The sequence below is a fragment of the Planomicrobium sp. YIM 101495 genome (assembly GCF_009707665.1).
In the GTDB taxonomy this organism is placed as follows: Bacteria; Bacillota; Bacilli; order Bacillales_A; family Planococcaceae; genus Planococcus.
On sequence record NZ_WLZW01000004.1, the window covers coordinates 159,845 to 178,395 of the forward strand.

At 51.8% G+C, this 18,551-nt stretch carries 21 protein-coding genes and 2 riboswitches; of the genes, 16 read left to right on the forward strand and 5 right to left on the reverse strand.

Translation table 11 applies throughout. From position 1 onward, the window contains the following. Nucleotides 1–80: 80 nt before the first annotated feature. The gene (locus GIW82_RS13170) at nt 81–647 is read right to left on the reverse strand and encodes a DUF4256 domain-containing protein (protein WP_370456238.1); all 567 of its coding nucleotides are present in this window, start codon (nt 645–647) and stop codon (nt 81–83) included. 148 nt (nt 648–795) lie between these two features. Between GIW82_RS13170 and GIW82_RS13175 the strand changes: the two genes are divergently transcribed. Beyond that, on the forward strand, nt 796–1,077 hold the full coding sequence (locus GIW82_RS13175; RefSeq protein ID WP_154750407.1) for a YhdT family protein: 282 nt from the start codon (nt 796–798) through the stop codon (nt 1,075–1,077). Beyond that, the gene (gene panF / locus GIW82_RS13180) at nt 1,074–2,561 is read left to right on the forward strand and encodes a sodium/pantothenate symporter (protein ID WP_154750408.1); all 1,488 of its coding nucleotides are present in this window, start codon (nt 1,074–1,076) and stop codon (nt 2,559–2,561) included. Before GIW82_RS13175 ends, panF begins: the two co-directional genes overlap by 4 nt. Nucleotides 2,562–2,624: 63 nt before the next feature. Here panF and GIW82_RS13185 read toward each other — a convergent pair whose 3' ends face one another. The 3 genes from GIW82_RS13185 to GIW82_RS13195 all read right to left on the reverse strand — a co-directional run bounded on the left by GIW82_RS13185 (nt 2,625) and on the right by GIW82_RS13195 (nt 5,193). Further along, complete coding sequence (locus tag GIW82_RS13185; RefSeq protein ID WP_154750409.1) at nt 2,625–3,044, reverse strand: universal stress protein; 420 nt, start codon at nt 3,042–3,044, stop codon at nt 2,625–2,627. 23 nt (nt 3,045–3,067) lie between these two features. Next, nucleotides 3,068–4,480 carry a SulP family inorganic anion transporter gene (locus tag GIW82_RS13190; RefSeq protein ID WP_154750410.1) on the reverse strand — a complete coding sequence of 471 codons (1,413 nt, stop codon included), beginning with the start codon at nt 4,478–4,480 and terminating at the stop codon, nt 3,068–3,070. 89 nt (nt 4,481–4,569) lie between these two features. Next, complete coding sequence (locus GIW82_RS13195; RefSeq protein ID WP_195914057.1) at nt 4,570–5,193, reverse strand: hypothetical protein; 624 nt, start codon at nt 5,191–5,193, stop codon at nt 4,570–4,572. Nucleotides 5,194–5,357: 164 nt separating this feature from the next. After that, nucleotides 5,358–5,532, forward strand: a riboswitch (cobalamin riboswitch). 159 nt (nt 5,533–5,691) lie between these two features. On the opposite strand from GIW82_RS13195, the gene GIW82_RS13200 reads away from it, so the two are divergent. The 10 genes from GIW82_RS13200 (at nt 5,692) to GIW82_RS13240 (ending at nt 14,542) form a co-directional block, all read left to right on the forward strand. Continuing rightward, entirely contained in the window at nt 5,692–6,174 is a 483-nt protein-coding gene (locus GIW82_RS13200) for an acyl-CoA thioesterase (protein WP_154750411.1), read from the forward strand. Nucleotides 6,175–6,177: 3 nt separating this feature from the next. Continuing rightward, nucleotides 6,178–8,454, forward strand: coding sequence for a ribonucleoside-diphosphate reductase subunit alpha (locus GIW82_RS13205; RefSeq protein ID WP_154750412.1), 2,277 nt, complete (start codon nt 6,178–6,180; stop codon nt 8,452–8,454). Nucleotides 8,455–8,466: 12 nt separating this feature from the next. Next, the gene (locus GIW82_RS13210) at nt 8,467–9,504 is read left to right on the forward strand and encodes a ribonucleotide-diphosphate reductase subunit beta (protein ID WP_154750413.1); all 1,038 of its coding nucleotides are present in this window, start codon (nt 8,467–8,469) and stop codon (nt 9,502–9,504) included. Next, nucleotides 9,485–9,970, forward strand: a complete 486-nt coding sequence (locus GIW82_RS13215) for a flavodoxin domain-containing protein (RefSeq protein WP_154750414.1) — start codon at nt 9,485–9,487, stop codon at nt 9,968–9,970. Before GIW82_RS13210 ends, GIW82_RS13215 begins: the two co-directional genes overlap by 20 nt. A 63-nt stretch (nt 9,971–10,033) precedes the next feature. After that, a complete protein-coding gene (locus GIW82_RS15000) occupies nt 10,034–10,156 on the forward strand; it encodes a hypothetical protein (protein ID WP_255475173.1) in 123 nt (40 codons plus the stop codon). A gap of 142 nt (nt 10,157–10,298) precedes the next feature. Further along, nucleotides 10,299–11,021 (forward strand): hypothetical protein, encoded by a 723-nt coding sequence (locus GIW82_RS13220; RefSeq protein ID WP_154750415.1) that lies wholly within the window; start codon nt 10,299–10,301, stop codon nt 11,019–11,021. A gap of 15 nt (nt 11,022–11,036) precedes the next feature. Continuing rightward, nucleotides 11,037–11,423 carry a GntR family transcriptional regulator gene (locus GIW82_RS13225; protein WP_154750416.1) on the forward strand — a complete coding sequence of 129 codons (387 nt, stop codon included), beginning with the start codon at nt 11,037–11,039 and terminating at the stop codon, nt 11,421–11,423. Further along, nucleotides 11,420–12,382 carry an ATP-binding cassette domain-containing protein gene (locus tag GIW82_RS13230; protein WP_154750417.1) on the forward strand — a complete coding sequence of 321 codons (963 nt, stop codon included), beginning with the start codon at nt 11,420–11,422 and terminating at the stop codon, nt 12,380–12,382. The genes GIW82_RS13225 and GIW82_RS13230 overlap by 4 nt, the downstream gene beginning before the upstream one ends. A 5-nt stretch (nt 12,383–12,387) precedes the next feature. Beyond that, a complete protein-coding gene (locus GIW82_RS13235; RefSeq protein WP_154750418.1) occupies nt 12,388–13,320 on the forward strand; it encodes an ABC transporter ATP-binding protein in 933 nt (310 codons plus the stop codon). Next, nucleotides 13,313–14,542: an ABC transporter permease gene (locus tag GIW82_RS13240; protein ID WP_154750419.1), complete on the forward strand. Its 1,230-nt coding sequence runs from the start codon at nt 13,313–13,315 to the stop codon at nt 14,540–14,542. The genes GIW82_RS13235 and GIW82_RS13240 overlap by 8 nt, the downstream gene beginning before the upstream one ends. A gap of 54 nt (nt 14,543–14,596) precedes the next feature. Here GIW82_RS13240 and GIW82_RS13245 read toward each other — a convergent pair whose 3' ends face one another. Beyond that, nucleotides 14,597–14,770, reverse strand: a complete 174-nt coding sequence (locus tag GIW82_RS13245) for an SDR family oxidoreductase (protein WP_230309395.1) — start codon at nt 14,768–14,770, stop codon at nt 14,597–14,599. Between the two features lie 14 nt (nt 14,771–14,784). Here GIW82_RS13245 and GIW82_RS13250 point away from each other — a divergent pair, with 14 nt between their 5' ends. The 4 genes from GIW82_RS13250 (at nt 14,785) to GIW82_RS13265 (ending at nt 18,476) form a co-directional block, all read left to right on the forward strand. Beyond that, on the forward strand, nt 14,785–14,952 hold the full coding sequence (locus GIW82_RS13250; RefSeq protein ID WP_370456239.1) for an SCP2 sterol-binding domain-containing protein: 168 nt from the start codon (nt 14,785–14,787) through the stop codon (nt 14,950–14,952). A gap of 238 nt (nt 14,953–15,190) precedes the next feature. After that, nucleotides 15,191–16,624, forward strand: coding sequence for a M20/M25/M40 family metallo-hydrolase (locus tag GIW82_RS13255; protein WP_230309396.1), 1,434 nt, complete (start codon nt 15,191–15,193; stop codon nt 16,622–16,624). 35 nt (nt 16,625–16,659) lie between these two features. Next, a complete protein-coding gene (locus GIW82_RS13260; RefSeq protein ID WP_154750421.1) occupies nt 16,660–17,025 on the forward strand; it encodes a DUF6508 domain-containing protein in 366 nt (121 codons plus the stop codon). Nucleotides 17,026–17,125: 100 nt separating this feature from the next. After that, a riboswitch (SAM riboswitch) is annotated at nt 17,126–17,237 on the forward strand. A 129-nt stretch (nt 17,238–17,366) separates the two neighbouring features. Beyond that, nucleotides 17,367–18,476 (forward strand): 5-methyltetrahydropteroyltriglutamate--homocysteine S-methyltransferase, encoded by a 1,110-nt coding sequence (locus tag GIW82_RS13265; protein ID WP_154750422.1) that lies wholly within the window; start codon nt 17,367–17,369, stop codon nt 18,474–18,476. Nucleotides 18,477–18,551 lie beyond the last annotated feature (75 nt).

The following is an 18,551-nucleotide window of genomic DNA, read 5'->3' on the forward strand; positions in this document are numbered from 1 at the left end:
ATCATGAAAAGGCAGTGAAAAAAGCATGTTTCCCCGTTATACTATAATTATACAGTTCACGAGGAAACATGATTCTTGAATTATAGCTTCAACATCCCGCGGAATCCGCGTGCGCCATAATAGGAGTCCGCCCCGTTATGGTAAAGGAACACGTGGTCATAGCGGCGGTCGCAGAACAGCGCGCCGCCGAGATTTCGGATCGCCTCGGGTGTGTGGATCCAGCTCGATGTTTTCAAATCGAATGGGCCGAATTCTTGCATGGTGCGGTATTGTTCTTCTGTCAGCAGGTCGATACCGATGTCCGCTGCAACATCGTGTGCCGAGTTTTCCGGCTTATTCTTCTTACGTGCGTCGAGCGCTTTCCGGTCGTAGCAAATGCTTCTGCGGCCGGTCGGACTTTCTTTCGCAGCGTCAATGAACACCGTCTCGTTGTCGAGTACGAAGACATCCGGCTCGCCGCCGGTATCTTCCATGGCCTGGAGCGTCTGAAGTTTCGCAGGGGACTTCGCGAGCTTTTCGGCAATATCTGCCCAATCGACGCCATTATGGCGGTGCATGTGGTCTTCGAAACGGGCTCGCAGCGTCTCAAGTAATTGTTCTGTCTGTTCTGCAGAGAATGCGTTCTTGTTGGTATCGTTTGTCATCATCGATTCCTCCTGAATGAATTTTATGTAGGTGATTCAAGTATATACAAAAATCTGACTTTGGTGTGATCGATTCGATTTCCGATAGAAGGGAAGTGCAAGCTGGTCGTTTGAACGGCTGAAGCCGCGCGTGACTGCCAGCTTAATTACTATGAAAAAAACGAAAGAAAGTGAAGACTGGCGTTTCAAAATAGCGAACCGGGAAGCCTTGATCGGTGTAGGGCTCGCATTATTCAACTTTGTCTGGTGGTTCGGATTTGCCTATGGGCTCGGATCACGTCCGGTGGAAGAATATACATATGTCTTCGGATTGCCGAGCTGGTTTTTCTACAGCTGTGTCGTCGGATTCGTCACGACCGTCATTCTCGTCATCTTAGTCGTCCGCTTCTTCTTCAAAGAAGTGCCGTTTACAGAAGAGGAGGATGAGCAATGAACTGGTCCGTTATGATTCCGATGCTCGGCTTCTTGCTGATCATCTTCTTTATCGGCATCTGGGCGAGCCGCAAAAATGCGGCATCCGGTGATAGCTTCATCCAGGATTACTTTCTTGGCGGAAGGGAGCTCGGCGGTTTTGTCCTGGCGATGACGATGGTCGCGACTTACGGCAGTGCATCGAGTTTCCTCGGTGGTCCGGGAACCGCTTATACGATGGGCTTCGGCTGGGTCTTGCTCGCGATGTCGCAAGTGGTGACGGGCTATTTTGTCCTGATGATCCTCGGGAAGAAATTCGCGATTCTCGCCAGACGCTACAAAGCCATCACGCTCGTCGATTTCCTGAAAATGCGTTACAGAAGTACGGCTGTCGTCATCTTGTCGGCATTTGCCATTATCGTGTTCCTTTTCTCCGCGATGGCTGCCCAGTGGATCGGGGGCGCGCGGCTCGTCGAATCGCTGACGGGCATTTCCTATAACGGTGCTCTGTTCATCTTCGCGGTTTCGGTGCTGGTGTATGTGACAATCGGCGGCTTCCGCGCGGTTGCGGTGACGGATGCAGTACAGGGCGCCGCGATGGTGGTCGGGACTTTCGTTCTCTTAGTGGCGGTCATCATCGCAGGCGGCGGAATCCCGAACATCATCGGGGACCTGATCAGCGAGAATCCGAATCTCGTGACACCGTTCGGGAACGAAGGCAACTTATCGAAAGCATACGTGTCCTCGTTCTGGATCCTGGTCGGGGTCGGCGTCGTCGGCTTGCCGCAAATCGCGGTCCGTTCGATGGCCTATAAAAGTTCAGCCGGCATGCATCGTGCACTGATCATCGGGACAATCGTTACCGGAATCATCATGCTGAACATGCACTTGATCGGCGTCTTCGCGCGTCCGATCATGCCGGGCATCGAAGTGGGCGACACGGTCATCCCGCTCATCTCGATGGAAGTGCTGCCGCCGTGGCTCGCTGGCATCGTACTGGCAGCGCCGCTTGCGGCCATCATGTCGACGGTCGATTCACTATTGATCCTCGTCAGTTCGACCGTCGTCAAAGACGTTTACTTGAATTACATTAAACCGGACGCCACGATCAAGGCGGTCAAACGGGCGAGCTTCGGCGTGACCGCCGTGCTCGGGATCATCGTTTACATGCTGGCATTGAACCCGCCGGACTTGTTGATCTTCCTGAATCTGTTCGCGTTCGGCGGGCTGGAAGCGGCGTTCATCTGGCCGATTGTCATGGGCTTGTACTGGAAATATAGTAATAAATACGGTGCCATCGCCTCGATGATCACCGGAATCACGAGCTATATCGCGTTGCATTTCTACAACGAGGCTTACGGCAATCTGTTAGGTGTGCACACCGTTGCATTGCCGGTGCTGCTATCGTTCATCGCATTCGTCGTCTTCAGTCTGGTGATCGGGCGGAAAGCGCATAGTTTCGAGGAAGAGTGGAAAGAATTGAAACAAGAAGCGCTCGGAAAGTAAGGCAGATAATAGAAAAAAGGGATTGCACAGGACCGTTCACGACGGTCTCGGGCAATCCCTTTTCTATTTGACGATCAGTGCAGGGCATTTTACCCGTTTCATCACTTTGTGGCTGACGCTGCCGAGCATCATTTCCTGTAAACTGTTCAAGCCGCGGCTGCCGATGACGACAAGATCGGCCCGTGAATCGTTGACGTAGCGGACGATTTCAGGACCGGGGTCGCCTTTGAGGACAGTGACCGTATAAGGCACACCGGCTCCTTCAAGGACGTGCTCGACGTTGGCGATCTTGCGCTGGCGCTCCAGCAGCAAGCTGTCTTCCGATTGTGTGTGGAGACGGTCGGCGGTCGCTTTATTGAAATCGGCGACCATGACCACTTCGATTTTCGAGCCTTCCGTATAAGTTGCGATTTTCACCGCTTCTTCGGCAGCGCGTACGGCATTTTCCGAGCCGTCTGCTGCAAGGATGATGTGCTGATACATAACTTGTCCTCCTTCTCAGGCGATTAGCCGTTCAGTTTATCGAATAAGGCGCTGCTCGCAGGGTTCAACCCGCGTACTTCGACGGATTTCCCTTGCTGCTGCAGTTTCGCCGTGACACGGACGAGCGCGCCAACACTTGATTCATCCCATAGGTGACTGCTCGTCAGGTCGATGATGACGTGGTCTTCTTCTGCCATTTCGAGCGTCTGGACGAACTTCTGCGTCGAGGCGAAGAACAAGGGCCCTTCGATGAGATAGACGCCGTCACGCTTCTTGATTTTTAATTTCGAAATTGAGCCGACGAAGAACAAAGCACTTAAGACGACGCCAGCCACGACACCGATCGCGAGGTTATCCGTCCAGACCACGATTGCGACCGTGACGAACATGACGAGCGCATCGGCACGCGGAGCTGTCACGAGATACTTGAACGAGCCCCAGTCGAATGTGCCGATCGACACCATGACCATGATGCCGATCAGGACCGGCATCGGAATGTCGATGACGAGATCGCCGAGGACGATGATCAAGAACATCAGGAACACACCGGCGACGAGTGTCGAAAGTCTTCCGCGGCCGCCGGATTTGACGTTGATGACGGACTGCCCGATCATTGCACAGCCGGCCATTCCGCCGAAGAAGCCGTTGACGAAGTTGGCGATTCCTTGCCCGCGTGCTTCTCGGTTCTTATCCGATTTCGTATCGGTCATGTCGTCGACGATTTGCGCGGTCAGCAGCGATTCGAGCAGACCGACGACAGAAAGTGCAAGTGCGTAAGGCAAGATAATCTGCAATGTTTCCAAGTTGAACGGGACATCCGGCAACAGGAAGCTTGGCAAGCTTTGGGTGATCGTCCCGAGATCGCCGATCGTTTTCAGTTCGATGTTGAACAGGAAAGCCGCTGCCGTCAACAGAATGATGGCGATGAGCGGTGCCGGAATCGCTTTGAAGAAGCGGGGCAGCGTGTAGACGATCAGAAGCGTGACGCCGATAAAGACGTACGTCAACCAGCCTTCGCCGAGGAAGTGCGGCACTTGCGCCATGAAGATCAGAATCGCAAGTGCGTTGACGAAGCCGATCATGACGGCATTCGGAATGAAGCGCATGAGCCGGGCAATGCCTGAGACGCCGAGAATGACTTGGATAATCCCCGTCAAAATTGTCGCAGCAAGCAAGTAGTGAAGACCGTGATCTGCGACAAGGTCGACCATGACAAGTGCCATTGCACCGGTCGCGGCAGAAATCATTCCGGGCCGGCCGCCGACAAATGCGATGATAACTGCGATACTGAACGATGCGTACAGTCCCACCATCGGGTCGACGCCTGCGATGATGGAGAAGGCGATTGCTTCCGGAATTAACGCAAGGGCTACGACGATTCCCGACAAAATATCACCGCGAATGTTGCCGAACCATTGCTGTTGTAACGTTTGCATGAAAATTTCTTCCTTTCAATCCAGTCCACAAGTGGAATAGTGAACATGTATTTCAACTCAACTTTGTCCATCTTACCATGTTCCACTGTTTATTCTGTAAAAAGATTCAGCGACTGACCTGTATTTTCGAATGTATCGGTCGTTTCCCAATCGTATTGCAGACTGGCTCGGTTGATGGTGCGCACGGTCTGGAAGTCCTGCGAATCGTATGGAACCGTCACAGTGACGTCACCGTCGATAAATGTATAGGATAGGACACGGGATGTGCCTTCATCGACAGTCCGCACGACATGCTCGACCTGGTCCCAGGCAACGTAGACTTCTGTCAGCGACCAGAATGGATTGACGTGCACGCCATCTTCATCCAAGTAGGCATAATGGAAAATCGACAGAGCAAACAAGGGAAGCGCCAACAACAGCAGGAAGAGGTGAAGTCCGGCCAAGCGATAATCCCGTTGTTTCTTCTCAGCGTACAATTTGGTGAACAGGAACGAGAAAAGAGTGACCGCGACTAAGGCCATTCCTGCCGCGAATCCGCTGTAGGCCGCTTGCGGACGGATGAATGACAAGTGATTATAGGAAAAGAACAGCATATCTTGAATGAACATGATCACGGCCACCGGTAAGATCGGCGCCGAAATCAGTAAAATCAGACCGATCGTCAAAATGTAAGGCGTCAATGAATCTGCATCGATCTCGCGTAAAGCTTTCAAGTGCTCATCTCCCGTCCTGGCTGCATCTAATTGTTTTAGTGTACCAGATGGGAAGAAGGGCAGTCACCTACATCATAAAATCATCCTTGCAAAACAGCGTTGCATCATTTATAGTGAATGAAGTGCAAGATATAGATGTCTTGCTGTTTTAAAACACAATATATAGTACATCGAATAGAAATGGTGCCGATGAGGCTGAAAAGGGAATCCGGAAGAAACCGGAGCTGTACCCGCAACTGTAAGTGCTGACGAACTTCGAAGGTCCACTGTCTGAAGACGGGAAGGACGAAGAGAGGATGACGCATGAGCCAGGAGACCTGCCATTTTTAGAGTGTGTATGCTTCTTCGGGAACAGAGAGGCTGCAACGCGAGTGCTCTTTGGCGAACATTTTTCTGTTTAACCGAGATGCTTTAGCGTTCACAAGCCCTTTCCCAAGTCAGTGGGAGAGGGCTTTTTTCTTGCCTGAAACCCGTTGGAGCGGGAGGAGAGATGAAGATATGAGAAAAGAATTAACGACATCGGTTTCAAGAACATGTCAGACGAAGCTGGTCTTGCCGCCGGACACAAACCATATGGGCACGATTTTTGGTGGCACGATTTTGTCGTATATCGATGAAATCGGTGCGATTTCGGCAATGAAGCATAGTGGACACGCCGTGGTGACAGCATCGATCGACACAGTCAGTTTTTTATCTTCCGCCCGGACCGGTGATATTTTGACGCTTGAAGGGGTGGTCGTATCCACTGGAAGAACATCGATGGAAATTTTCGTGAAAGTAGAGTGCATGGAAAGTGCGACAAGGGAAACGCGACTGACGACGACTGCCTTCATGACGATGGTCGCCATTGATGAAGGAGGGCGGCCGGTCGCAGTGCCGGCCGTCATCCCGGAAACGCCGGAAGAAAGGCGTCTGGCGCAAAGCGCGAAGTTTCGCAAACAGCGCAGAATGGAATCAGCGAATTACGGAAAGGAGATGTAGAGGATGACGATGAAAACAGACGTGGTAAATGAACAGGTCATACAGACGATCCGCCGGGCAGAAGAGGAATTCAGCCTGGACGTCAGCGCTTTGCTAAAACGGTTGGAGAAGACGGAAGCTGCAAGCGCGTGCCAAAAAGCGATGGGCTATGCGCTTGACCGCATTTCCATGAATGAGCCTTCGTGGACATTCCTCGCGGCAAGACTTCATTTAATCGAATTATACGGGACAGCTGCAGCAAACAGAGGAACGGGAGATTCTGGCACGTACGGTTCTTTCTATCCATTGCTTCAGCAGCTGACGGCAAAAGGCATTTATTCCGAGCGTTTGCTGGACACGTATTCGGCGGAGGAAATCGAAGAATTGAGCCAAGTGATCGACCCAACGAAAGATGAGCTGTTCACCTATATCGGCCTTTTCCTGCTCGCAGATCGGTATTTGGCGAAAGACCACGAAGGACATGTATACGAACTGCCGCAAGAACGTTTTCTGATCATCGCCATGACGCTGATGCAAGAAGAGCCGGAAGCGAAACGTCTCGGCTTCGTAAAAGAAGCGTACTGGGCGCTGTCGAATCAATTCATGACGGTCGCCACACCTACACTCGCGAACGCGGGCAAAAGCTTCGGCCAACTGTCTTCCTGCTTCATCGACACGGTGGAAGATTCACTCGACGGCATTTACTTGAACAATTGGGACGTTGCACGCCTCAGCAAAGACGGCGGAGGGCTCGGCGTCTATTACGGCAAAGTGCGGGCACTTGGCTCGGACATCAAAAAATTCAAAGGCAATTCGTCGGGCGTCATTCCGTGGATCCGTCTGCTCAATGATACAGCCGTTTCCGTAGATCAGCTCGGTCAGCGACAAGGGGCCGTCGCAGTGTATTTGGATATTTTCCACAAGGATATCATGAACGGCTTTTTGGATTTGAAGACGAATAACGGGGATGAGCGACGGAAAGCGCATGATCTGTTTACCGGCGTCTGCATCCCTGACTTGTTCATGGAACGGCTCGAGCAAAAAGATGACAGCGGCCGCAGCATCGGCGAATGGCATACGTTCTGCCCGCACGAAGTGAAACAGATCATGGGCTGGAAAGATGAGAACGGAGAGCCGCTCGGACTGGAAGACTTTTACGACGAGACGGACCGGGCATTCTTCACGGAGAAATATGAAGAAGCGGTCAACCATCCGCTGCTCCCGCGCAAGACATACCGTGCGATGGATGTGATGGCGCGGATCATGATCGCCCAGCTCGAAACGGGCACGCCGTATATGTTTTACCGCGATGAAGTGAACCGCCAGAATCCGAACAAACGGACACTTGGCCGGACAACGATTTACTGCAGTAACTTGTGCACGGAAATTGCCCAGAACATGTCACCGACGACGATTGTGGAAGAATTCGTCAATGAGGACGGCTACCAAGTGATTGTCCGGAAGCCGGGCGATTTCGTCGTCTGCAACTTGTCATCCGTCAACTTGCCGAAAGCGGTCGGAGCGGATGTGCTAGAACGCTTGATTCCGGTCCAGATGCGGATGCTCGACAACGTTATTGACCTGAACACGATTTCAGTGGGGCAGGCAGAAGCGACCAACCGGAAATACCGCGCAGTCGGATTAGGAACTTTCGGCTGGCATCATCTTCTCGCATTGAAAGGCATCCACTGGGAGTCGGAAGAAGCTGTCGCATATGCCGATGAACTTTACGAAACGATCGCATTTCTTGCCATCGAGTCATCCATGGAGTTGGCACGCGAGAAAGGGGCTTATTCTGAGTTTAACGGTTCGGAATGGCAGTCGGGCAGTTATTTTGACAGACGCGCCTACAAAGACGAACGGTGGCAGTCGCTCCGCAGCCAAGTCGCGGAATCCGGCGTCCGGAACGGCTGGATGATGGCAGTCGCGCCGAACTCATCGACCGCTAAAATCGGCGGGTCCACAGACGGTATCGATCCGCTTTATGCAGTGGAATATGCGGAAGAAAAGAAGAATTTTAAATTCAAAGTGACGGCACCGGACTTGGACCACCGCACGTACGATTATTACCGCAATACGCGGCATACGATCGATCAGAAGTGGAGTATCCGCCAGAACGCTGCCCGGCAGCGCCATATCGACCAGGGCATTTCGTTCAATTTGTATGTCCATCATGCAATCAAAGCGAAAGAGCTGTTGGCGTTGCATTTGGAAGCATGGCAGAGCGGTTTGAAAACGACGTATTATGTCAGAAGCACCTCGCAGGCAGAACTGGACATGTGCGAAGCTTGTGAAAGTTGAGGAGGAATAAGGATGCAGCAATTAACGAAAAAAGGATTGTTCAATCCGGACGAACCGAATAAATCGACGGGGATCATTAATGGCCAGTCGTCAGGTTTGTTGAATTGGAATGATATCGCGTATCCACAAATGTATGAATTATACGAGGCGCTGTTATCGAACTTCTGGAAGGCGCAGGAAATCAATATGCAGGATGATATCAAACAATGGAGCACGCTGAGCGCGTGTGAACAGGACGTGTTCCTTCGGGTCAATACACAGCTCGCGTCACTCGACAGCCTGCAGACACCGACGATGAGTAATGTCATGGACTACGTGACAGACTCCAGCTTCAAAGCGATTTTTGCAGTGATTTCGCAGCAGGAGGCGGTCCATAACGAGTCGTATTCCTATATACTCAGCTCCCTCGTGCCGCTGAGCGAGCAAAATGCCAGATTCGATCAGGCGAAGTCCGATCCGCTGGTGCGAAAACGCAATGCGCTGATCTTGGAAGCGTACGAAGCATTCCGCAGCGAACCGGGACCGGAGACGCTTCTCCGACTCGGTGTCAATTCGATCATTCTGGAAGGCATTTATTTCTACGCGGGATTCGCATTTTTCTACCACTTGGCGAGACAACAGAAAATGCTGCGGACGAGCACGATGATTTCCTATATCCAGCGTGATGAGATGCAGCACGCGTATTTCATCAGCCAATTCGTCCGCATTCTCCTTCAGGAAAACCCAGAACTTGACACGGAAGAAAACCGGCAGTACATCACGGATGTCATCAGGAAAGCTGTCGAGCTGGAGCAGGAATGGGCGCGCACTTTGTTCGAAGGAATCGATGGCATCGATGCAGAGGAATTCGAAGGCTATGTCGAGTACTTGGCGAACAAACGCCTCCGCCAGCTCGGATTCCCGAATTTGTACGAAGAAAGGGACAATCCGATGCCGTGGATCCAGGTATTCGATGACGGCATGATGAACCAGACCAAATCTGATTTCTTCGAGCAAAAATCCCGTGCATATGCGAAAGTATCACAGGAAAATGGCTTCGACGAATTATAAACCGCGGATCGCTGTCATCTATATATCAGTCAGTGGCCACACGGCGCAGCTTGCATTGCAGATGGCGGGAGCATTGGAACATTACGGCCGGGTGGAGATTCATGAAGTTTGTTCGATGCCTGTCGCGCTTCTTCGGGAAGTGGACATTTTAGCGGTCGGGACGTACACATGGGACAGTGGCGAGCTGCCGAAAGGGATGGAAGAAGTATACGAAGACATCGAACAGCTCGGTAGAAAAGAACTTGTCACCATCGCGTTCGGGACGGGAGACCGATTTTATCCGAACTTCTGCGGCGGCGTCGACTTGCTGCGGGACATGCTGTATGTGCAGACGACTTTGGCCGCAGTGCTGAAAGTTGAGCTGGCGCCGCAGCCGAAAGACAAGGAGCGCTGTACACTCGCTGCAGCCAGGGCCATTGAGAAATGGGAACATCTCTTAAAAAAGAATAATTGTGCACATGCCTGAAACTTCTTTCGCTTCTTTTCGTACAAGTAAGCAAGAGATGGTGACGAGAGGAGCTTGAGGAAAATGGCGAACGTTCAAAAGCGGAAGAAAGAGCGGGACTGGTGGTTTTGGGATGCGCTCTTCACAGCAGGAGAGATTCTATTCTATGTGCCGCGGCTCGTATTCAGGTTATTCAAAGATTTTTAATCGTATAAGAAATGCATGAGAGAGCCGGATTTTCGGCTCTTTTTTTAATTTGTCTGAAAAAAAGTGGTTGACATTGTTTATAATTTCTTGATACTGTGTATATGAGTATAAACAGTATCACAGTTGAGAGGGGTTTTTCACATTGACAGATTGGAAACTTGCTGCCCGTTTGGCGAAAACAGAATTGGCGGCTTCAAAAAAATCATTTTTCACATTGCTGGTGTTTTTCTTGCTCATGAGTTTCACTTTTGTCAATTCGTTTGAAGTATATGCAGCAGGTGATTTCTTTTTCTTTGATTTTATTTTCCTGCTCGTCTTTCTTGTCTTTCCTTCCTGGATGAAAGGGAAGGAATTCCAGATGGCGAAGCTGGGCGGAGATTTATGGACGGTGCCAGCACTCGTCATGCTGCAGCAATTGCCGATCAAAAAGGACGTCATTGTAAAGAGCCGCTTTCTGATCTACGGGATCCATTCAGCTGTGTTCCAGTTGCTCCTCCTGATTGCGCTGCCGACTTTCTCAACCGAATTCCGCGAACTGGTGACGCCTCTGTCGCTCATCGCATTCGTCATCATCTGGATGTCGCTGTCGGTCGCTGCCGGATTTGTAATGGTGGCGTCAGAAGCGGGAGGGAACTTCGGTACGAAAGCATTCCTCGCAGCCTGGCTCTGGATCGCACTTGCGGTCGCGGCGATGTACTTCCTGTTTCCGGTGCTCTTTCCAGAAGGCTTCGTCATGTGGACGATTCACGTCGCGGGAGACTGGCCGTTCCTTGTAATTCCCGCAGCGATTCTCCTCGGCTATGGGGGCTGGCGTTACTGGCAGTATGTGATGAAACGCGACATGGCGAAAGCGGATTATTTATGAGAGGGGGACGAACCATTGTTGCCGATCCGATTATCCAAAGAGTCGCGTGAACCGATTTATCACCAAGTGGAACAACAGTTGAAGGCGCTCATCGCGGGCGGCCATCTCGCCCCTGGCATGCCGCTGCCGTCCATCCGGGCCCTCTCGAAAGACCTCGGCATCTCGGTCATCACGATACGCCGGTCATATCAGAACCTGGAAGCGCAAGAGTTCATCGAGACCATCCACGGAAAAGGCACATTCGTTGCGGAAACGAAGAAAGGGATGATGGAACAAGTGAAGATTTCATCAGTTTACGAAAGCTTCGAACAGGCGATCCAAAATGCGCGCAATTACGATTACACCGAACAGGAAATCGAGCAGATTTTCCGTGAAGTGATGAAAGGGGAGGAAGGGCAATGAGCGAATGGCTTCGGATAGACGCTGTACAAAAGACGGTCGATGAGTTCCGGCTCGGCCCGATCGACTTGATGATTGAACCCGGAACGATCACGGTGATTGCAGGCATGAATGGTTCGGGTAAGAGCACATTGCTGAAGCTCATCATGGGGCTCGCCAAACTCGACCACGGCCGCATCATCGTCGGAGGCAAACCGGTAGGGGGAGCGGACGAGGACTGGAAACAGCACATCACCTACGTGCCGCAGAAGCTGATCGGCTGGGATCCGTATACAGGAGAGGCCTTGAAAGGGCTGATTGCGCCGCTTTACGGTGGATGGGATGAAGAATTGTTCCAAAAAATAATCAAATCGTTCAACATTCCGCTTAGCAAGCGATTCGGCAAAATGTCGCCCGGCCTGCAGCAGAAACTTGCCCTGGCACTCGCTTTGCCGAGGGGAACGCGGCTCATGATCCTGGACGAGCCGATGAACTCTCTCGACATTCCGTCGCGGAAAGGACTGACCGATCTGCTCGCCGACTGGATGGAAGTGGAAGAACGCGCCATCCTCATGACGAGCCACCAGGTGGAGGACATCCGGAAATTGGCGGATTTCATCTTCCTGATGCAAAACGGCGAGACGCTCGGCCATTACGAAAAAGAGCAGTTGACCGAAAGCTATCGGCGCTACTGGATTGACCGGATGCCGGATGGGGAGATTCCAGAAGAACTCGCGCGCGGCCACATGGACGTCGTTACGGCAATGCCGGAAGCGGCTGAGCAATATTTCGAAAAGCACGGCATCAATGTTATGGACCAGTCGGGAATCGAGCTGGAAGAAATCATCAGCTACTTGCTGGACCAAAAGCCATTGAGACGGGTGTCTGGCATCGAGGTGCCAGACACCAAAGTGCCAGACACCAAAGTGCCAGACCCCAAAGTGCCAGACCCCAAAGTGCCAGACACCCAAAAGAAAGGATGAGAAAAATGGAAACGATGCTGAAAGTGGAAGGCTTGAAAAAAGCATTCAAGGATAAAACGATCCTGTCGGGCATTTCGTTCGAAGTGAAAAAAGGCGAGATCATGGCGCTTCTCGGACCGAACGGAGCGGGGAAATCGACGACGATCCGGAACATCATGGGAATCATGTATCCGGACGCGGGGTCGATCGCATTTGAAGGACGTCAGGAAAAAGAGATTCCGCGTGACCGGATCGGTTATTTGCCGGAAGAGCGGGGACTTTACAAAAACGTCAAAGTGATGGACATTCTCCTGTACCTTGCGGATCTGAAAAATTATCCGAAAGACAAGGCGAAGCAGCGGGCACTGGCATACTTGGAGAAGTTCGGCCTCGAAGGGAAAGACAAAGTGAACGTCGAGGAGCTGTCCAAAGGGATGGGCCAAAAAGTGCAGTTCATCGCATCGATTCTCCATGAACCCGAACTGCTCATCCTGGACGAACCTTTTTCCGGACTCGATCCGGTCAGTCAGGAATTATTTAAAGATGAGATCCGCAGTTTGGCGGACAACGGCACGGCAATCTTGTTGTCGTCCCACCAGATGAACTTGGTGGAGGAGATGGCGGACCGGCTGTTCCTGATCCACCGCGGCCAGCAAGTCATCTACGGACCGCTTGCGGATGTGAAAAAGCAATATGCCAATTTCAAATGTACGATATTGGGTGCAAATAGCCACGAGCAACTGGCAAGCTTGCCGGACGTCGAGCGCGTGATACGACAAGGCGACAAAGATGTCTTATATTTATCGAAGGATGTGCAGCCGGCCTTGTGGATGCGCAATATGCCGCCGGAACTCGACATCCAGGAATTTTCGATCGACCGGATATCCTTGCACGAAATCTTCATCGATATCGCCACTGACCGAAATCTTTTGAAAGAGGGGCGTGAAGAACATGCGTAACACGATGAAAGTTGCCAAATGGGAAATCATGCGGAATATGAAGAGCAAATCGTTCCTGATCGGGATGTTCTTGACACCGATCATTTTCCTCGCATTTCTTCTAGTTCCGCAATTGTTCGCGGGTTCGGATGATGAAGGGGCTTCGTCGACAGTTTACGTCAACGACGAACTCGGTGTCTTTGCGGAAATGGAAGCACTCGTCGCGCGCGCTGGTGTCGACTGGAAAGTTGTCCAAACCGACCGGCCGGAAAGCGAGGCACAGGAGCTGCTTGCTGAAAATGATGATGCCGCTTATGTGTTGATTACGGAAGAGGCGCTTCAAAGCGGAACCGTAACAGTCCACACGAATGACGACACGAACACATCGTTAGCAAGTGAAGTCCAGCTTCTGGGCGTTCCACTACAGGAGCGGCAAATCGAAGCGATGGGACTGACTTCCGAACAGGCGGTTGCGCTGGCACAAGGCATTGTCTTTGAGGAAGTAACGGAAGAAGCGGCAGGCGTGGACGACATGGCAAGCGGGGAAGACGCAGCATTCTTAGAACGCATCGTTCCGGGGGCTTTTGCGGCTGTCGTCTTGTTGTCCATCGTCTTTACGGGCATGGCGATCTTCACGAGCGCCTCCCAAGAAAAGAAAGACAAAATCGCAGAGATTATACTGTCGTCACTGACGCCGGGTGAATTGATGCAAGGGAAAATCCTCGGCTACTTCGTACTTGGGATCATCCAGCTGATCGTCTTCGTTGTGCTGGTGCTGCCAGTGCTCGTCTGGCGGACGGATGTGCCGATCCTCGAATATCTGCTCGTACCGGAATTAATGTTGCTGCTGTTGATCGCGGTTCTCGGCTACTGGCTGTATGCATCGATCTTCGTCGGCATCGGCGCCACGATGGCGGATATGTCGACTGCCGGCAACTTCCAAGGCTTCGTCATGATGCTGCCGTTCAGTCCGTTCATCTTCGTCGGACCGGTATTCGCCGATCCGAGTGGCATTTGGGCACAGATCGGAAGCTACATTCCGTTCACTTCGCCGGGCGTTCTGATTCTGCGCCTGTCGCTGCTGGAGGAGTGGCCGTGGGTGGAAATCATCATTGCGACAGCCATCCTCATCGTCAGCGGCTGGATCTGCATGAAGCTCGCTGGTAAGATTTTCAAGACCGGCATCCTGCTTTACGGAAAAAATGCGACGCCAGGCGAGATTTTGAAATGGCTGCGTGCTTAAGTTGAAATAGGAAAAGGGAGGAAATCAGCAACTGATTTCCTTCCTTTTTGCTTATTAGTATGCGCTCCAGCCGAAGTCAGCTGCCAGCGTGACACCGCTGAGGTATGTGGAATCATCAGAAGCGAGGAACAATGCGATGTTCGCGATTTCTTGCGTCGTGCCTGCTTTCGGCATCATGTTGACGCCGCGTGTTGCGTCGCTCATCCCGAATTCATCGATGTTCATCATATTCGTTGTGAGTGGTGTCGGAATGTACGCTGATCCTGTCGAATGACAACTTCCACAAGTTCCTGGCATGTAAGCTGAACGGCACAGTCGCTTTCATGACGGGGAAGTTAAAAGTCAACGGCGATATGACGAAAGCGCTCAAGCTCGAGAGCATCATCAAGCAGTACGATTTGAATCTATAATTTATGGAGCCGGCATGGGGGAACCCTCTGTGCTGGCTTTTTTAATGGAGTAGTTCTTTGGGCATCCCAGCTCCTAGGCGAAAAACCCCTTACTGCTCATTTCGGAATTGGTCTTTTTGGAATCCCCGTCTCGATCCTTCTGACTGTTTTCAGAATATTTAAAGGACTCTGTGTTTCGTGAAGCGAAAGATGTTTAACGGCTTTATGAGCTGAAAAAATTTCAAAGGGGCGAAATGGATTGACGAAAAACGTGAAAACACATGGTCCGACGTTAAAGAAATTGGTACTAAGCTATGCATTGGTAGGGGCGCTAGCATTCGGAGCATTACCTGCAGCGATGCCGACTGCTGAAGCGGGAAGCCCGCTTGTTACGACAGCTGCGGCAGCGGCAGTTTCGGGACAGGACCAGAAAATTATCAAACGTGTAGAAGCGGCACGCGCCATTGAGCATGTCCGTTACCTTTCTGAAGAAATCGGTCCGCGTGTTGGTGGATTGGAAGGTGAGAAAATCGCCGCGGATTACATCGCTGCGGAATTTAGCAAGCTCGGCTTCGAAGTCGAGTACCAGCCATTCCCGGTTGCGGATCAATATGTCGGAGCTGCTGCATTCAGTGATGGCACAGTTTGGGATATGGGTGCTGCACCGAACGGCAAAATTAGTAATGAAAGTGTTTCAGGCGAAGTAATTTACGTTGAAGGTGGACTTGATGCCGCAGATTTTCCTGCTGATACGCAAGGGAAAATCGTGTTGTTGACACGTGAAGCGTCGACATCTGCCTATCGCTCACAAGTTGCGAACGCAATCGATGCAGGAGCGGCTGGCGTCATCTTGCAAAGTGTCAATGGAAGCCGTGGAAACTACGGTTCAACGTTCAACCCGAACTTGACGACGGCGGCAGATGTTCCGGTATTCGGCGCGGCATTCATCCAAGGCGAGTGGCTGAAAGACCAGCTTGCTGAAGGTGCGGTTAACCTTGATTTGACAGCGGTTCACCACACGGACCTCGAATCACTGAACGTCATCGCAACGAAAAAAGCGAAAAACAAGAAAGCTGGCGACTCAGAGGTGTTGTTGACTGCACACATGGACAGCGTACTCGGAGCACCTGGTGCAAACGATAACGCTTCCGGTGTCGGCTTGATGCTGGAAGTCGCGCGTGTCGTGAAGAGCTACAACACGGACAAAGATTTGAAATTCGTTGCATTCGGCTCTGAAGAACGTGGGCTACTAGGTGCACGTCACTACGTAGATCAGCTGTCACAGCCTGAGCGCGACCGCATTGACGGCGTCTTTAACGCAGACATGGTCGCAACGAGCTATGACAAAGCAACGCACCTTTATGCGATGACAGTCGATGGCTCTGAAAACTTGGTGACTGATGCATCACTGGCTGCTGGCGCACGCCTCGGCAACTCGGACATCCAAGCCGGCCGTTTCGGCTCGAGTGACCACGTCCCATTCCATAATGCCGGCATTCCTGCTGCACTCTTCATCTGGATGGGCATCGATAGCTGGGATCCACTCGTGTACCATATCGAGAAAGTGTACCACACACCACAGGATACGATTGAAGACAACATTTCCGAAGAGCGCATGCAGTCTGCTCTTGAAGTGATTGGCGCAGGCGTCTTCGATGTTGTCCGCAAACAGACACCAGGAAATAAACGCTAAGACGATCTGCCCGTTTTGACGAAAGGGGGAGCAGGATGGAAACATATGAGGACTTGTATGCGTATTTGCCTTATTTCGAAAAACGGGCAGCTGAGAGCTACGTGAATCACGGGAGCTGCAGTGATGAAATGAATGCCTTTATCGCGAGCATCGAAGACGTCGATTTCGTTGATGTGCACTATAATGAAACACTCGACAAATACGACATCCCGGATCATGACGCATTGAAGCGGGCGATTCCACAAGCGGATCCGCTCCTCTTGCGTGCAGCGTTCACGCACATGATGCGCGCCGAACGTTTTTCGGAAGGGGCATGGGCGGAGTACGAGAAGCAAGGGATGTTCCTTGCCGCGCTCAAACGTCTCGGGGAGCTGTTCGGCTATCCGCCACCTCAAAAATGAATTTGAAGATTGTTCGAACAATTTTCATTATTTCTCTTGCAAAACTTTTGATATTCGTTTATTGTTAAATCCATTGAACGGCTCATAATTTCATATGTAATTCTTATCAAGAGAGACGGAGGGACTTGGCCCTGTGATGTCTCAGCAACCGGCCTGACGAAGGCAATGGTGCTAATTCCAGCAGACGGAGTGATCCGTCTGGAAGATGAGAAGAAACCATTCCCGCAAAGGGGCTTTCTTCTTACGCATGAAGAAAGCCCCTTTTTTTGCTTGGAAAAAAGGTGCTTGATAAGAAAGATTGAAACGACTGTTCGAAAAAAATGAGAAAGAAGGAATTCAAAATGACGACGACAACAGCAATCGGAACACCTTTCAAAGCGGACCACGTAGGGAGCCTCCTGCGGCCTGAAAGCATCCACCAGGCAAGAAAAGAGTTTAAGGAAGGAGTGATCACGGCAGAGCAATTGCGTGAAATCGAAACGGAAGAAATCAAGCGCATCGTCGATAAGCAACTCGAGATCGGTTTGAAAGCGGTGACGGACGGGGAATTCCGCCGCACGTTCTGGCATACTGACTTCATGAGCCATATCGGCGGCTTTGAAGGATACACGCCGGAGCACGGCTACCAGTTCAACAAAGGCGAAACGGAAGCATATGACGTCCGCAACATCGGAAAGATCTCGTTCGATCCGGCACATCCGTTCGTCCGTGACTTTGTCGAATTCAAGGAAATCGTCGGCGGCCGCGCCGTGCCGAAGCTGACGATCCCGAGCCCGAACCAGTTTTTCAATGAAGGCATCCGCGACGCCTCCATTTACCCGGATGTCGAAGATTACGCGAAAGACATCATCAAGGCTTACCGCGATGCACTGAAGGCTTTCTACGAAGCGGGCGCGCGCTACATCCAATTCGACGACGTCTATATCGCCGGGCTGTCGTCGCCGGACATCCCGTTCAACGAAGGCGAGTTCGACCGCGACTTCCTGATCGACCTGGCGCTGCGCGTGGCAAACAGCGTGCTCGAAGGAAAGCCGGAAGACCTTACTGTGACGACGCACTTGTGCCGCGGCAACTACCGCTCGGACTGGGCATTCGAAGGCAGTTACGCACTCATCGCGCCGACGTTGTTCGCGAAAGAGAATGTGGACGGCTTCTTCCTGGAGTATGACGATGACCGTTCGGGCAGTTTCCAGCCGCTCTCACACATTCCCGCAGGCGGTCCGCGTGTCGTGCTCGGCGTCTTCACTTCGAAAAACGGAGAGCTCGAAGACAAGGAAACAATCAAAGCGCGCGTTGCGGAAGCCGCGAAATTCGTGCCGCTCGAGCAGCTGTGCATCTCACCGCAATGTGGCTTCGCCTCGACGCACCACGGCAATGTGTTGACGGAAGAGGCGCAGTGGGAAAAGCTGCGCTACATCATCGAAATTTCTGAAGAGATTTTCGGAAAATAAGAACGAACAACATGCTGCAGCAGCCGGTTATGGGCGCTGCAGCAATTTTTAGCAGGTATTTCGGCATTCGAAAAA

Coding starts and splice junctions, on each gene's coding strand:
- GIW82_RS13185 (WP_154750409.1), bottom strand. CDS start 3,044: ATGTATCAGCACATCATCCTTGCAGCAGACGGCTCGGAAAATGCCGTA.
- GIW82_RS13230 (WP_154750417.1), top strand. CDS start 11,420: ATGAGCGAATGGCTTCGGATAGACGCTGTACAAAAGACGGTCGATGAG.
- GIW82_RS13235 (WP_154750418.1), top strand. CDS start 12,388: ATGGAAACGATGCTGAAAGTGGAAGGCTTGAAAAAAGCATTCAAGGAT.
- GIW82_RS13260 (WP_154750421.1), top strand. CDS start 16,660: ATGGAAACATATGAGGACTTGTATGCGTATTTGCCTTATTTCGAAAAA.
- GIW82_RS13175 (WP_154750407.1), top strand. CDS start 796: ATGAAAAAAACGAAAGAAAGTGAAGACTGGCGTTTCAAAATAGCGAAC.
- GIW82_RS13190 (WP_154750410.1), bottom strand. CDS start 4,480: ATGCAAACGTTACAACAGCAATGGTTCGGCAACATTCGCGGTGATATT.
- GIW82_RS13215 (WP_154750414.1), top strand. CDS start 9,485: ATGGCTTCGACGAATTATAAACCGCGGATCGCTGTCATCTATATATCA.
- GIW82_RS13245 (WP_230309395.1), bottom strand. CDS start 14,770: ATGATGAACATCGATGAATTCGGGATGAGCGACGCAACACGCGGCGTC.
- panF (WP_154750408.1), top strand. CDS start 1,074: ATGAACTGGTCCGTTATGATTCCGATGCTCGGCTTCTTGCTGATCATC.
- GIW82_RS13200 (WP_154750411.1), top strand. CDS start 5,692: ATGAGAAAAGAATTAACGACATCGGTTTCAAGAACATGTCAGACGAAG.
- GIW82_RS13265 (WP_154750422.1), top strand. CDS start 17,367: ATGACGACGACAACAGCAATCGGAACACCTTTCAAAGCGGACCACGTA.
- GIW82_RS15000 (WP_255475173.1), top strand. CDS start 10,034: ATGGCGAACGTTCAAAAGCGGAAGAAAGAGCGGGACTGGTGGTTTTGG.
- GIW82_RS13240 (WP_154750419.1), top strand. CDS start 13,313: ATGCGTAACACGATGAAAGTTGCCAAATGGGAAATCATGCGGAATATG.
- GIW82_RS13210 (WP_154750413.1), top strand. CDS start 8,467: ATGCAGCAATTAACGAAAAAAGGATTGTTCAATCCGGACGAACCGAAT.
- GIW82_RS13170 (WP_370456238.1), bottom strand. CDS start 647: ATGATGACAAACGATACCAACAAGAACGCATTCTCTGCAGAACAGACA.
- GIW82_RS13205 (WP_154750412.1), top strand. CDS start 6,178: ATGACGATGAAAACAGACGTGGTAAATGAACAGGTCATACAGACGATC.